Source organism: Candidatus Thermoplasmatota archaeon, assembly GCA_035541015.1.
Taxonomy (GTDB): domain Archaea; phylum Thermoplasmatota; class SW-10-69-26; order JACQPN01; family JAIVGT01; genus DATLFM01.
The window spans coordinates 1-13,920 of the sequence record DATLFM010000065.1; the positions used below are offsets into that span (position 1 = coordinate 1).

The window sequence follows — 13,920 nt, forward strand, 5'->3', positions numbered from 1 at the left end:
CGAGCCGTCCGCTCACGCGAGGCTCCACGCGCCAGTGCGCAAGCGCGTTCAGGTTCGTGGTGTCGAAGCCGCCCGTCTCCCAGCCGTTGAGCCGCAGCGTCAAGTTGTACGTCTGTTTGGTCCGCATGACCGTCTCGTCGAAGTCGGAATCGCGGAACTTGTCGGCGGCAAGCGTGGGGGCAAGCGTGAAGTTGGGGAAGAAGGTCGCGTTGCGGAAGCGCAGGCCCCACGTCTGCGCAAGCTCGGTGAGCGAGCGCGATTCGTTGAGCGACTCGCGGCATTCGGCGCCGGAGCTCACGTGCAGGCACTCCTGCCCTTCGCGCCAGTCGCCGATGTAGGCGACGCTCACGTTGCGGAGCTCGGCGAGCGGATCGAAGCTGCCCGCGGGTCGGATGCGGACGTGGAAGTCGTACCCGGAAAGGCCCATGGCCCGCTTGGCCTCCTCGTAGCTCACGTGGCCGTCGGTCGGCGAGGCCGCGTACGGCGCGTTTGCCATTCGGAGGAGCTTGCCCGGATCCAAGCGCACGTTGCTGCCGGCCTCCAGAAGCCCCATCCGGGACAGGGCGTTGGCCGCATCCCCGCTCGAACCCCAGTTGGGCGGGGCTCCGGGTCCGCCCAAGAGCACGTCCAGTCCGGCCGCGGAGCGCGACTCGAGGTCGGCCAGCGTGACGCTTCCGGATTCGGAGGCGATGTTCGAAAGGAAAAGCACGAGGACCGAGAAGGCGGCCATGAAGATGCCCACGGCGACGATGAAGCTCATGACGCCGCCGGCGGCGCGATCGTCGAGCCCGAGGCTGGGCGACGAAGCCGGACGTCTGGGGGGGTCGGGGCGTCGTCGCCCCTCGCGGGCTCGCGTGGCGTGCCCTCCTCGCCGCTTCGATGGGTTGATCCTTCTTGAAGGTTGTGAAGAAACCCCAGGGTAACTGGCCGCCCTACCAGACGTACAGGATAACCTCGACGGTGAGGTACGTCGTCAGGAAGTTCATGGGGTTCGGTGCCACCGCCAGCCGGGTGGCGCTTCCCACGTTGCGGTCCGTCGGGATGGGCGGCCCGAAGTCCACGTAGAACACGTTCAACGCCTGCAGGACGACGTTGTAGAGGAACGCCTTGGACTCGCGCTCGTCGGGGGGGTCCGTGATGCCCCAGAGGGTCCACGCGGACAGGATGATGGATCCCTCGCCGAAGTAGCCGGGCTTGCTCACGGCCAGGAAGTCCGAGGAGCTTCCCTGCCCCCCGCCGCTTGCGCCCTCGCGCACGACGACGTGCGTGAAGGCGTCGGCCGATTGGGACGCAAGCCGCCACGTGTAGCCGCGGTCCTTGTAGCCCAGGTACTTGAGGCGCTCGGGCGTGTTGAGGATCGGGTGCGTGGGATCGGGCACGCCCACGCCCCCGCTGGAGGTCGCAAGAGACGCCTGGAACAAGGGCTGGAGCCACCCGACCTGCTGGTCGCTGGACCCAAAGACGACGAGGAGACCGCCGTCGAGCACCCAGTTCATGACGGCGAGTTTCGCCTGCGCGCTTGTCATGGAGTTGTGGTCGACCTCGCTTCCGACGACGAGGACGCGGTAGCGCGGGAGGTTGTCGGCGAAGGGCCCGTTGAGAATGCTCTTTGCGTCCGGGTACACGTCGCCGCTCTCGTTGTACAGGCGGTCCACGAAATCGGGGAGCATCGAGGCCAGAAGCGCGCGCTCGAGTACGCTCACGGCGCTTTCGACAAGCGTCACCGGGCCCGCTCCGGGCGTGAACTTCGCGACCTCCGTGGCGCTCGCGTGGATCGTGTCGTTCCCAAGGATCGATCCGTCCGAGTTCCGGATGCCAAGCGTGTAGTTGCCGGCGGCGACGTTGGCGCTCGTGGTGACCTTTGCGTTCGAGCCCGTCTTGACGCTGCCGCCCGACCACGACTGGACGAGAGATCCCGTGTCGGCGTTCCAAAGCTCGACCGTGACGGGGACGTTGTTCTTGTCCTTGCCGTCGCCGGCCTGCGCGCCGAAGTAGAAGGTGGCTTTCGTTCCGGCGTCGTGCACGACCGTGGCCGCGTCGATCCACAGCATGCCGATGTCGTTGCCGGAGAGGGCCCCCGTCCGCATGTCCAGGGGAAGCTGCACTTTGAGCGTCCCGACGAGGTCGTCCACGTCCGAGATGCGGATCGTGACGTTCCGCTCGGCGGCGTCGGCCCAGGCCCAGTTCGTGGCCCGGTAGAGCCGGAAGGAGACGGTCGCGGCCTGGTCGGGAAGCAGCAGGCGCGTGTTCTGCGTCTGGGAGGCCGTCGCGTTCCGCAGCGGAACCTCCACGGCGTACTGGAACACGGTGGCCTGCGTGCCGTTGTTGTGGATGGTGACGTCGACGCGCACGTGCGTCCCAAGGTCGGCCATCGAGGCGCTCGCGTTGACGGTGCGCCGGTTGCCGCCGCCGTGGACCTCCTGGAAGTCGCCCACGTAGGCCACCGGGATGCCGCGCAGCGGCGTGAACGCGGGATCGTCGAGGCCGGCGGCCACGGGCGCCGTGCGGAGGTGGAACCCGCCGTGGTCGGGAAGCCCCAGCGCGGAGCGGATCTCCGCGTAGTCGGGGACTCCGTTGGGCAAGGCCTGCCAATCGCCGCGTTTGAGCAAGCGCAGCTTCTCCACGTCCAGAAGCCCCGCCACCTGCGAGGCAAGCCCAAAGCGCGTCATGGCGTCGGGGTCCTGCGACCAGTCGCCGCCGGTCGAAGCGACTCCGGGTCGCTCGACGATGAGGTCCAGGGCGGTGCGCGCTTGCGCCGACAAGGGTGCCAGGGTCTCGGGTGGACGAGAGAGGTCCTGCTGCTCGGTGAGCAAGAACATCATCGCGATGGAATAGACGGCAAGCGCGACCACGAGTCCGACAAGAGCGCTTGCCGCCTTGGTTCCCCGACCCACAGGCGGCCGCATGCTTCCCCCGTTTCCGGAAGAGCGCTTAGGACGCCCCCCGGGCAAATAGCTTTCCCGTCCCGAAGGGTTGACCTCTCCTTGGGTTCGGCGCTCCGCGCCGGTGGTTTCGTTACACCAGGTTCAGCGGAATCACGAGCATCTCCTCGAAGGAGTTCGCGGGATCCGACATGTGGAAGAAGACGATGACGGCGCGGATGGTGGGCGTCGGGGAATCGTGGACGATCCCGTCGCTTGCGCCGTCGTACGGCCGGGCGTCGTAGACGGCGGCGCCGTTGTAGGCCGTGGCGGTGTAGTTGCCGATCGTGGAGGCGGTGCACCGTCCGCCGTCCACGTTCGCCGCGCGGCAGGTGTAGTGGTCGTACTCGCGCTTGGGCGCAAGCACGCTCTCGTTCCCCGCGAGCTCGAGGTGCAGCTGGTAGCCCTTCCCGTTTGCGATCTCGCGCACGGTGATCGCCGTGCTGTTGAAGGCCACGAGGAACGACAGGTCGGTCGTGTGCTCGCCCGTGACGTCCCGAAGCGTGGTGGCGACCTTGTCGCGCAGGAACCGGAACTCGTGCGAGAGGCCGGGCTCCGTGGCCTTCGTCGTCTCCTGCTCGAGGTGGCGGATCTCGGCGAGCGTGAGCGCCGTGAGCACGAAGGCGACCACGAGGAGGACGCCCGAGAGCATCATCATCTGTCCGCGCTCGTCCCGAGCCATCGCGATCAGCCCCCGAGCATGAACCGGAAAACGACGTACGAGATCACAACGAGCAGGAAGCTGTGCTTGAGTCCGTTCACCGGCCGCCCTCCCTCCATGACGCCGGCCACAAGGCCACCGCCGAAGCCCTGCACGAGCGCGGCGTGGAAGAAGACGTCCACGAAGGCCTGGGTGTCGAAGGCCTGGAAGCGGATGCCCCCGAAGGAGACGCCCTGAGCGCCCCGCACGGCCTTGGCCACCTCGGGAACGAACTGCGCCGTGAGGATCCAGATGACGGCCAGGAAGACGAAGAACGAGACGTAGATGATCATGACGTAGATCGACATGCTCGTTCGCCGCTCGCGCTTCAAGAGCTCGATCTCGCGCGCGTCGTCTGCGGCCGCGGTGAGGACGTCCACCACGTTGCCCCCCGCCTCGTTGGCCTGCACGACAAGCGAAGCCGTGCGACCGACAAGCGGCGTCTTCACCCGCTGCGCAAAGCGCGAGAGGGCCTCGTTGAAGGAGACGCCCCACTCGATCTGCGCGGCCATCTTGCGGATCTCCGAGGTGAGCGCGCCGTAGCTTCCCTTCGAGCTCGTCACGATGGCCTGCGTGAGCGTCATGCCCGCGCGCTTGTTCTCGGCGAGGTCGCGCAGGAAGTCGGGGAAGCGCGCGTCGATGGAGCGGATGCGCGCGCTCTCGCGGTTGTGGTAGATGCTGTAGGGCCCAAGGCCGATGAGGATGGCGAAGACGAAAAAGTCCACGCTCTTGAGCCCAAAGCCGCCCACGAGCGGGATCGGCCGGAGGACGCCCATCTGCATGGCGGCGCCCACGACGACAAGCGTTGCGGCGGCCGAGATGCTGGCGCCCAGCACCATGAGGCGCGTGAGCTCCTGGCTGGAGAGGCGCTTCTTGCCGATCTCCTGCTTCTTCTGGGCGAGCACGCGCTCGTCCATGTTCTGACTTTGGAAGTAGCGGACGACGATGAGGACAAGGACCATCACGGCCGAGGCGATGACGGCGACGAAGACGAGGTCGCGGACCGGGCCCGCCGGAAGGTCCAGGACGGGCCGGCCCGAGGGCGTGCGCATCGAGCTTCCGACGGAGAGGAAGACGAGGAACAGGAGGAGCACGGTGCCGCCGATGTACGTCGCCATCATGCGGCGCTCGATCTTCTCCTTCGTGTCGCGGTCGGCCTTGCGGCTCTGGGCGATCTCGGAGGCCAGAAGCGACAGGACGCCGGGCAGAAGCGCGCGCGTCTTCACGAACTGGATCAGGAGGAGCGCGCCCACGGACAGCAGCACGATCGCGTTGTCGAGCTCGAAGCCCGACCCCTCGGCGATGCCGCTTCCAAGGAACAGGCCGAAGGCCACGACGAGGAGGACGAGGACGGAGAGGTTCCAGCTGATGGCCTTGAGCTTGTAGTCGTACTGCACGTCCGTCGGGATGCGCGTGCGGACCGCGTTCACGACGGGAAGCGGCAGGAGCGCAAGCGCCATCACGAGGATGAAATGCTCGTCGTACAGCGAGACGATGGGCGTGGTGGGCCCGCCCGCCTTGTGGACGATCGACAGGCAGGCGAGGATGCCCAAGACCGCAAGCTGGACCGTCATCCCTACCGAGAGCGCGACCAAGACCTGCCGCTTGTGCTCCTTGTACCCCTTGGCATCCTCGAGATCGAAGACCGGCCGGCGGCTGATGCCGACCGAGTACGTGCTGCCGAGGATCGTGAAGAACCCGCAGCCAAGGAGGAGAAGCGGGACGGGGCCTGGCTCGGTGACGACGGAAAGGATCGCGGCAAGGCCAAGGAAACTCCCGGCCAGCCCCGAGAGGGCCCACGTGATCTTGGCCGGAAACTCGGTGGCCTTGAGGCGCTCCTCGTGCTCCAGCCAGTCGCTCATGGCCTGGAAGCTTGGCAGCATGCCGCGCGACCGGACGAGGAGGAGAAGCCCGATCTCGCCGGCGGCCAGCAGGAACGAGGCCTTGGGCGCCGGCACCTCGAAGACGCCGATCGCCATAAGCGAGCCCCCGAGGGAGCCGACGACGAGCGAGAACCCGATCGCAGAGAGCGTGGAGCGGAAGCGCGTCGTCCGCTCTTCGGACGGGTTGCGGCTCTTCACGACCACCATGGCGGCGATCGCGACCGTGAACAGGGCCGCCACGATCGTGAAGTACCGCACGAACGCCTCGGCAAAGCCCGAGTACGACACGAACGCGCCGCCGGCGGCAAGGACGGCAAGCGCCTCGATGAACAGGAGGACGAGCAGCAGCACGAAGCTTGCAAGCGAGAGCATGGCCAGGCGGAAACGCCTGGCAAAGCGCGCGTCCGGATGCTCGCGCGCGGGCACGCCCTCCGTGAGAAGGAACGGCGCAAAGGCCAGGAGCATGAGGGCCAGGCCGCCCAGCAGAACCCCGGAGAGCGGGGAGACGACGCTTGCGGCCGCCGAGACGAGCGCGAGCGTCCCCGCTCCGTAGGCAAGGAGCGCCGGGAGCGGAGGAAGATCGCGCGCGGCCATGGAATCACAGCTCCGGCGTCATGGCCATGAGACCGTAGACGAAACCGAGGTTCGCAAGCGGCAGCATGATGTACGTGACGAGGTACAGCTGGAAGGGACCCTGCGCCGAGAGCATGCCCATGATGGACATCATCACGATGAGGAACAGGGGGCCGGCCACGGCGACCGTGACGTAGGTCTCGGCCATGAGGCCCATCATGTCGAGGAACGCGCGCTGCTCCTGGCGGTTCTCCAGCATGTAGCGCTGGGCCTTGCTCGAGAAGTACGCCTGGAGGTCGCCGCCGGAGCCCGTCGTCGTGATGGCCCCCTGCAGGAACTCCTGGAAGCGAAGCGAGGGGCTGCGGCGGATGGCGCGCTTCAACGCCGTCACCGAGTCCTTGCCGTAGAGCGCGATGTCGCGCCAGATGCCCTCGGCCTCGCGCGCGACCTCGCCGTAGATGCGCTGCTGGGCCAGGCTCTGGAAGATGCGGTCGACGTTCACGCCGGCCGAGGCCATGGCCGCGATGTAGTTGAGCGCGTAGGGGAGCTTGAGATCGATGTCCTTGCCGCGCCCCTTCGCCTTCGAGGCCGGCGTCGAGAGGATCGCGCCGTAGGCGCCAAGGCCCATCATCACGGGGATGAAGACCGCAAGCAGCAGCGGCAGCGGCTGGGGGATCGGAAGCAGCGGGAAGAGCAGGATCGACAAGAACAGCGACAGCAGCCCGCCGGCCACGAGGCAGAGCAGGGCCGTGAAGAGCGCGAAGGCCATGTACGCCTCGGCCCGCACGCCCATCCGCGCGCGCATGATGTCCTCCTCGAGCTTGTTTGTGTCCAAGCGCTCGATGACAAATCCGCCAAAGAGGCGGAACGATACGCGCTGGAAGTCGTTCATGCGGGCGGCCGAAAGGGCCACGCCCGCGTCGTTCTCGCGCGCGTCGGGCACGCGCGGCGCCGTCGGAACGCCGTCGGGCGCCCGCGGCGCGGGGGCGGCCACGACGACCTGCGTCGCGGCGGCGCCTTGGCCCTGGGCCTCGGCGGGCTCCTCGGGCAAGGCGGTTTCCTTGCGCCGCAGGCTCGGCAGCTTCACGGGTTCCCCCCAGCCGCCTGCGCATCCGATTTGAGCTTTGCGGCAAGCGAGGCGTCCACGCCGGGCACGCGCGCGAGGTCCTCCGGCGAGGCGCGCGCGATCGCCTGCACGTCGCGGAAGCCCGCCTGTGCCAGGTGCATCGCAAGATCGCGGTCCACGCTTGGAAGCTGCATGACGCCGGCAAGCCCGGCGGCCGTGACGCGCGCGGCCACGCCCGCCTTTGTCGCCGCCAAGGGGGACGGGGATGGCGCGGCGGCGTGCGCGGGCTGCGAAACGGGGGCCTGCGTGGCGCCTGCCGCGGGCGGAGACGCGGCCAGCACCTCCGACGCCACGGCGACCGCCGGCGCGGCGGGCGGCCCGCTCGCTTCCTCGGGCTCCTTGGCCTCCTCGCTGCCGGCGGCGTACGCGGCGGCCTGCGCCCCCGACTCCTCGCTTGCCGCCCGGATGCGCTCCATGGTGGGCCCCGGGTTCCGGTAGTACGATAGGATGATGCGCGCGACGTCCTTGTGGTCGCGGACCTCGCGGGCGATCATCCACTCGATGATCTCCTTGCGGCGCGCAAGCTCGTCCTTCATTTCCTGTTCGGAGAGGTTCTTCTCCATCCGGATGCGCTCGAGCACGTACGAGACGCCCGAGAACTCGAAGGTGTCCGTGGCCGGCTGCCAGGCGAACACCTCGTTCGTGAGGATCTCGCGCGTGTGCGGGTCCAGCCCGACGATCTCCACGATCTCCTTGGTGCGGCGCACGCGCTTTCCGGCGATGCGCGTCTGGATCTGGACGGAGACGATGTCGAGGGCCTCGAGAAGCGAGCGCGGGATGTTGATGGGATCGGATTCGAGACGGTGGATGACGCTCTCGACCGAGTCGGCGTGCATCGTGCCGTAGGCGCTGTGGCCCGTGGCCATGGCCTGGAAAAGCACGTACGCCTCCTGGCCGCGGACCTCGCCGACGAGAATGTACTCAGGGCGCTGGCGCAGCGCGGCCTTGAGAAGCGTGAACATGTCGATCTCGCCCGCCTGGCGCCCCTTGTCGTCGCGCGGCCCAAAGCCCATGCGCGTCGTGGCGGCGATCCAGTTGGGGTGCGGGAGGTTGAGCTCGCGCGTGTCCTCGATGGAGACGATCTTCATCTGCGGCGGGATGAACAGCAGGATCGCGTTCAGGCTCGTCGTCTTGCCCGACGCCGTGCCGCCCGAGTAGATCGTGGAGGCGCCGTGCTGCACGGCCATCCACAGGTACGCGAGCATCTCGGCCGACATCGTGCCGAACTTGACGAGGTCCGTGGGCGTGAAAGGCTCCTCGCGGAACTTGCGGATCGTGAACGTCGAGCCCCCGGCCGTGACCTCGTCGGAGAGCGTGGCGTTGAGGCGCGAGCCGTCCTCCATCGTCGCGTCGAGCAGGGGCTCGGCGATGGAGATGTGCTTGCCCGAGCGCTGCGCGAGGCGGATCACGAAGCTGTCGAGCTCGAGCGGCGTCTCGAAGACGACGAGGGACCGAAGGCTCTCGAACTTGCGGTGGTACAGGAAGATGGGAACGCCGGGGCCGTCGCAGGAGACGTCCTCGATGAGGTCGTCGCGCATGATGGGGTCGATCTTCGCGAAGCCGAGGAAGTCGCGGACGACGTAGTACGTGAGACGCTGCTTGGTCGTCTCGTCGATGGCGATCGAGTAGTCGTACAGGATGTCGTCGATGTTCTTCTTGAGCGTGGTCTCCGCGGTCTTCTCGTCCATCTCCGAGAGGCCCACCTCCAGGATGTCCACCATCGTCGACTCGACGAAGGTGAGGATGCGCTTCTCGCGCTCGGTGAGCGGCGGCTCGATGACCTGGTAGACGTTCTCGCTCGCCTTCTCGTCGAAGAAGACGCGCACGTACGCGTAGGGGGCCTGGACGGGGTAGATGAGAAGCTCCTTCTGCCCCTCGGAGAGAGGCGGGATGGGCGTGGGCTCCGGCGGCGCCTCGGGCTCGGGCGCCTCCTCCTTTTCGCCAAAGAGGCCGGCGGGCTTCATGACCGACTCGCCCGCGGCAGGCTCGGCCTCGGCCGCCGGCGCGGGGGCCTTTCGGCGGAGAAGCCCCTTGCGCTCCGGCGCAGCGGGCGCGCTTGGCTCCGTCGCGTCGGCGGGCGCCGGCGCGTCCTGCGCGACGGCGGGGGGTTCCTCGGGCGTTTGCTTTCCTCGCGAGAGCCACGATCGAGCCATTGTTACGTCCCTCCGCAGGCCTTTCGGCCGTCCTGGATCCGAAGATGCTTCACGTCGTTTGCCGTGTTGAAGTCGCCCTGGTCGTCCAGCCAGTAGCACAGGCGCACGAGGCCGCCTTGCGCGTGCGCCGTGCCGTCCACGGCAAGCGAGAGCGCGCCGGCGGCAAAGGTCGTCGCGTTCGTGCGGATGCGCCCGTCGGTCGTGTTGACGGACACGTTGTCGCGGCCCAGCGCGACGTAGTAGTCCACGCCGCTGACCGCGGGCAGGCGCAGAAGCGAGCTTGCGGTCGCGTTCGGGAAGACCTCCGCGTACGTCGAGAAGCGCGCGACGTGGGAGGCCACCGTGTTGGCGACAAGCTCGAGCTCCGCGGCGGCCTGCAGCAGCTGGCTGCTGCCACGCGTGACGGTGAAGGCGTTCATGCTGAACAGGAGCACGACGGTCGAGAGGAAGAAGGCCAGGATGTAGCCGATGACCTCCTGCACGCCGGCCTCGGACCGGCGCGCTGCGCGAAGCGGGCGAAGGCGACGCGACGCGGTCGGCGGCGCGCGCTCCATCACGGCACCACCGTCACGACGCTGTGCACGAAGGTGAAGCGGAAGCGCGTCGACCCCTCCGTCTGCTCGATCCACCGCACGTCCTCTGCGCCCACCGTCCCCTCCCGCACCACGAAACGGTAGCCCGCCGCCGTCTCCGCAAGGTGCGCGTACCACACGTCGCGCAGCAATCCGAAGTCGTAGATGCGCACGGCTTGCACGTTTCCCTCCTCGGCGAGCCGGAAGGTCCCGTAGAGGTTGAGGAACACGCCCGGGCGCCCGGCGCCGCCGGAGAAGCTCGCGGTGCCGTCGATCTCGATCATGCGCAGGAACAGCGAGACCGTCTCCTCGCCCGCCGCGTTCACGAACGTGTGCGGGGGCGAGACGGGAAGGTCGCTCTGCGGAGCCAGCCCGTGCAGAGGGCCGGAGAAGAGCGCGCCGTTTGTGGCGAAGATGTACTTCGTGGCCGCGCCAAGCGAGCTCTGGTAGACGACCTCGCCGAGGTCGTTGAACCAGGCGGACTCGACGGGCACCTTCGTCGCGTTGTACACGACGAGGCGCACGAGCCCCTCGTGCAGCGAGACGCGCGCGGGGACGGACGTGTTCGTGCAGAAGGTGACGGTCTGCACGGCCGTCGCCGCGTTGACGGTGTCGTTGCCCCATGCCGGCGACAGGGGCGTCGAGCCCAGCGTGAGCGAGCAGTCGGTCGAACGGTAGACGCGGAGCTCCGTGGCCTGCCCGCCCACGATGCGCCAGGCCTTCATCGTCGCGTCCGGCACCGAGGCTCCCACGTTGCGGACGGCGATCGTGGCGGTGTCGCCGGTCGCGTTGCCGTAGAGGAACCCGTGGCCGGGGACAAGCGTCGCGGCGACGATCCACCGGTCGCCCCGCGAGCTCACGCTCACGCTTCCGGCGTCGACCGAGGGCTGCCATCGGATGCTCGTCTGGCCGGCCGAGCCCGTGACAAGCGCGCGGACGCTTGCGTCGAGGTCGCGGAACTGGTCGATGACGGCTCGAAGCTCGGTTCCGCTCTTGAGCTCCGAGATCGCCGGCAGCCCCCACGTGACGACGACGGCGATGCCAAGGACGGCGATTGCAAGGATGAGCACCGTGCCGATGACCGGGCTCACCGCTGCGTCGGCGATGCCCCGAAGGCTCCCCGCGTCCATCCGCTCCCGGACTCAGTTCTTTGAATTATATATAGCAACTCATTTGTCCGGGCTCGGACACATATCAAGGGCGCACGCAGCGGGACTGGGGAAGCAGCGAAAGGCCCGAAATCGTGCGCTTTCGACTTTCCGTTTTAGGGTCATAAAACTCAGAACACGCGCTTCGTGCTCTCGAGCCAGAGTCCCTTCTCGGTCTCCTTGAACAGGAGAAGCCGCGTGGGGTCGCGCACGTCGAGGAGCTTTGACACCTGGAGGTAACTGTAGACGCCAAACCCCTTGCGCTCGACGCCCATCTCCATGACGCCGCCGGCCGCGTGCTTGAGCGCCGTCTCGAACGAAGGGGCGTGCAGTCCGCGCACGAGCGTGACAAGTTGCACGCCGCCCATCTCGCGCCCGAGGTGCACGACGCCGCGGAAGAAGTCCACGGCCTCCTCCTCGTTCTTGCGCGTGAGGCCGGAGAGGCTGTCGAGCACGAGGCGGTAGGGCGTGCCCGGCTGCACGGCCATGAGCTGGTTGAGGACGCTCCCGAAGACGTTCTTGCGGTCGATCTTCTGGATGCCTTCCTTGTGCCCGTTTGTCGTGTTGGCGAACTGGCCCGTGTAGCCGTCGTAGATCGTGAGGCGGCCCTTGGCGCCGCCGTACTCGTTGGCAAGGCTGCCGATGCCCGCTGCGATGCCGGCGGGGGGCCGATCGAAGACGAAGTGGAAGACCTGCTCGCCGGCGGCAAGGCCGCCTGCGGCGAACTGCTCGGCAAAGAGCGAGAGGGCGTTCGAGGGATCGGCGAGCAGGAGGACCGTGGTGCCCCTGGGGATACCTCCCCCCAACTGGGCGTCCAAGCCGGACATGCCGGTGGTCACTAGCTCTTGCATCGCGGTCTTCGGGCTCCCCGGTTGATCCTTGAGGATATCCTCTACAAATACGCTCTCAAAGGCCTCCAAAGGGCTTCGCCTTAAGCGGGCTATGGTATTTGAAGGCGTGGACCCGGCGACATGGGCCCTTTTGGCTGCCATTGGATTCTCCGGCGGGGTGGCCGGCGGCCTCTTTGGCCTCGGCGGCGGGCTTGTCATGGTGCCGCTGTCCGTCCTGCTTCTCCAAACGTCCGTGCACGACGCCAAGGCCGCCGCGCTGCTTGCCGCATCGTTTGCGACCGTGCCGGCGCTTCTCACGCACGCCCGCGCGGGCAACGTGCGCGTGGTCACGGGCGTTCTGCTTGCCGCAGGCGGCGTTGCGGGCTCGCTCCTGTCCGTGCTCCTGGCAGAGCTTGTGAGCGACACGGCGCTGCGCGTCTCCTTTGCCATCCTGCTCCTTGGCGCGGCCGTGCGGCTGGGCATGCGCATCGCTCCGTTGGACCGTCCGGTCGCCGCGCCGCCGGCCGTGGCGGCGCTCGTGGGCGCCGCCGGGGGGCTTGCGGCGGGGTTCTTCGGGATCGGCGGGGGCATCGTGATGGTGCCGGCGCTTGCGCTCCTTGGCCTTCCCATGCACGCGGCCGTTGGCACCTCGCTTGTCGCGGTGCTCGGGAACTCGATTGCCGCCACGGGGGGCCACGCCGCGCTCGGATACGGGCCCGCGATGCTCGATCTTGCCCCCGCGCTTGCGCTTGGCGCGCTGCCGGGAGCGCTTCTGGGGGCGCACGCGGCCGTGCGGATTCCCGACGCGCGCCTTCGCGCCGTCTTTGCCGTGTTCCTCGCCTTCGTGGCCGTGGCCCTTCTGAAAAACGGGCTCTAGCGCCGGCGTGACGGGGCGCAAGAGTCAAGTCCCCCGCCCGCCGATGCCAGGCCGTGGTGCTCGAGAACCTCTCGCCCTTGGATTGGGTGGCCCTGGGTCTCTTCCTTGTGCTCTCGCTCGGGTACCATGCGCTGTACGCGCATCTGGCGCGGCGCCGACCGCTCGACACCGTGGCGGGCAAGGTCGCGCTGTACCGGCGCACGTGGGTCAAGCGCGTGATCGACCAGCAGAACCACACGATGGCCGTGCAGGCGATCCGCAACCTGCTCATGACCTCGAGCTTCATGGCCTCGTCGGCGCTGCTTGTGATGGCCGTCATCCTGCAGTTCCGCTTCTCGCAGCGTCCCGAGCCCATGCTGCAGCTGCAGATGGACATCCTCGTGGGCCTCTTTGCCTTCGCGTTCCTCTCGTTCCTGTTCGGCATCCGCTACCTGAACCAGCTCACCGTGCTCATCGGCGCCGATCCGGACCTCATCAGCCACGTCGAGCCCGTGGACGCGGTCACGTATCTCTCGAACCTTCTCAACCGCGCCAACAACCGCTTCACGTACGGGCAGCGCGCGTTCTATTTCTCCGTGCCCGTCATCGCGTGGACGTTCTCGCCCGTGTGGATGATCGTGGTCGAGGTGGGCCTTGGCCTCTACCTTCTGGGCTTCGTCGACTTCCGCAAGTGGCGCCACCCGCTCGACGAGCAGCAGCAGACGAAGGAGCGCGAGACCCGCGCGGCCGCGGCTGCCGCCGCTGCGAAGGGGCCCACGCAGAGCGGGAGATGATTGCGTCCCGACGGCACTTTGCCCATGCGCCCGTAGCCGAGCGGATAAGGCGCCGGCCTTCTAAGCCGGAGATCCCGGGTTCGAATCCCGGCCCGCCCGTCAGTGGCCCGCGTGGAAAACGAACGAGGATGCCGGCGGTCCAAAGAACAGGATGACGGTCGCGTGCCCCGCGCCGGCACCGGGAACCGACCCGCCCTCGTTGCCGACGCCGTTCACGTAGGGACCGGTCGTGAAGGTGACGTCGAAGTCGGCGCCGCAGCACGTCGCGTCGAGGTGGAAGTTCTGGCCCCCCACGACCGCGACGTTCCACGTGACGACGCCGTTGGCGAGGTCGGTGTTCGCGAGGCCGCGCACGGTGGAGAAC

General features: G+C 68.0%; 12 protein-coding genes. 2 read left to right on the plus strand and 10 right to left on the minus strand.

Annotated features, from left to right (window positions below):
* From VM681_05840 to VM681_05880, 9 genes are all read right to left on the minus strand, one after another.
* Positions 1-760: hypothetical protein (locus VM681_05840; GenBank protein HVL87509.1), on the minus strand; the 760-nt coding region annotated here is incomplete at its 3' end.
* A 172-nt stretch (positions 761-932) separates the two neighbouring features.
* Entirely contained in the window at positions 933-2,894 is a 1,962-nt protein-coding gene (locus VM681_05845) for a hypothetical protein (protein HVL87510.1), read from the minus strand.
* 121 nt (positions 2,895-3,015) lie between these two features.
* Entirely contained in the window at positions 3,016-3,603 is a 588-nt protein-coding gene (locus VM681_05850) for a hypothetical protein (protein HVL87511.1), read from the minus strand.
* A 5-nt stretch (positions 3,604-3,608) separates the two neighbouring features.
* Positions 3,609-6,098 carry a type II secretion system F family protein gene (locus VM681_05855; protein ID HVL87512.1) on the minus strand — a complete coding sequence of 830 codons (2,490 nt, stop codon included), beginning with the start codon at positions 6,096-6,098 and terminating at the stop codon, positions 3,609-3,611.
* 4 nt (positions 6,099-6,102) lie between these two features.
* Positions 6,103-7,164 (minus strand): type II secretion system F family protein, encoded by a 1,062-nt coding sequence (locus tag VM681_05860; GenBank protein ID HVL87513.1) that lies wholly within the window; start codon positions 7,162-7,164, stop codon positions 6,103-6,105.
* Positions 7,161-9,356: an ATPase, T2SS/T4P/T4SS family gene (locus tag VM681_05865; protein HVL87514.1), complete on the minus strand. Its 2,196-nt coding sequence runs from the start codon at positions 9,354-9,356 to the stop codon at positions 7,161-7,163. The genes VM681_05860 and VM681_05865 overlap by 4 nt, the downstream gene beginning before the upstream one ends.
* Before the next feature lie 2 nt (positions 9,357-9,358).
* Complete coding sequence (locus VM681_05870) at positions 9,359-9,910, minus strand: hypothetical protein (GenBank protein ID HVL87515.1); 552 nt, start codon at positions 9,908-9,910, stop codon at positions 9,359-9,361.
* Positions 9,910-11,058: a hypothetical protein gene (locus VM681_05875; GenBank protein ID HVL87516.1), complete on the minus strand. Its 1,149-nt coding sequence runs from the start codon at positions 11,056-11,058 to the stop codon at positions 9,910-9,912. The genes VM681_05870 and VM681_05875 overlap by 1 nt, the downstream gene beginning before the upstream one ends.
* A 149-nt stretch (positions 11,059-11,207) precedes the next feature.
* Positions 11,208-11,927: an RAD55 family ATPase gene (locus VM681_05880; protein HVL87517.1), complete on the minus strand. Its 720-nt coding sequence runs from the start codon at positions 11,925-11,927 to the stop codon at positions 11,208-11,210.
* A gap of 130 nt (positions 11,928-12,057) precedes the next feature.
* Here VM681_05880 and VM681_05885 point away from each other — a divergent pair, with 130 nt between their 5' ends.
* Both VM681_05885 and VM681_05890 read left to right on the plus strand, forming a co-directional pair.
* Positions 12,058-12,783, plus strand: coding sequence for a sulfite exporter TauE/SafE family protein (locus VM681_05885; protein ID HVL87518.1), 726 nt, complete (start codon positions 12,058-12,060; stop codon positions 12,781-12,783).
* Between the two features lie 53 nt (positions 12,784-12,836).
* A complete protein-coding gene (locus VM681_05890; GenBank protein ID HVL87519.1) occupies positions 12,837-13,556 on the plus strand; it encodes a DUF599 domain-containing protein in 720 nt (239 codons plus the stop codon).
* A gap of 99 nt (positions 13,557-13,655) precedes the next feature.
* Here the strand turns inward: VM681_05890 and VM681_05895 are convergent.
* Positions 13,656-13,920: hypothetical protein (locus VM681_05895; protein ID HVL87520.1), on the minus strand; the 265-nt coding region annotated here is incomplete at its 5' end.

Coding starts and splice junctions, on each gene's coding strand:
- VM681_05855 (HVL87512.1), bottom strand. CDS start 6,098: ATGGCCGCGCGCGATCTTCCTCCGCTCCCGGCGCTCCTTGCCTACGGA.
- VM681_05865 (HVL87514.1), bottom strand. CDS start 9,356: ATGGCTCGATCGTGGCTCTCGCGAGGAAAGCAAACGCCCGAGGAACCC.
- VM681_05870 (HVL87515.1), bottom strand. CDS start 9,910: ATGGAGCGCGCGCCGCCGACCGCGTCGCGTCGCCTTCGCCCGCTTCGC.
- VM681_05880 (HVL87517.1), bottom strand. CDS start 11,927: ATGCAAGAGCTAGTGACCACCGGCATGTCCGGCTTGGACGCCCAGTTG.
- VM681_05850 (HVL87511.1), bottom strand. CDS start 3,603: ATGGCTCGGGACGAGCGCGGACAGATGATGATGCTCTCGGGCGTCCTC.
- VM681_05875 (HVL87516.1), bottom strand. CDS start 11,058: ATGGACGCGGGGAGCCTTCGGGGCATCGCCGACGCAGCGGTGAGCCCG.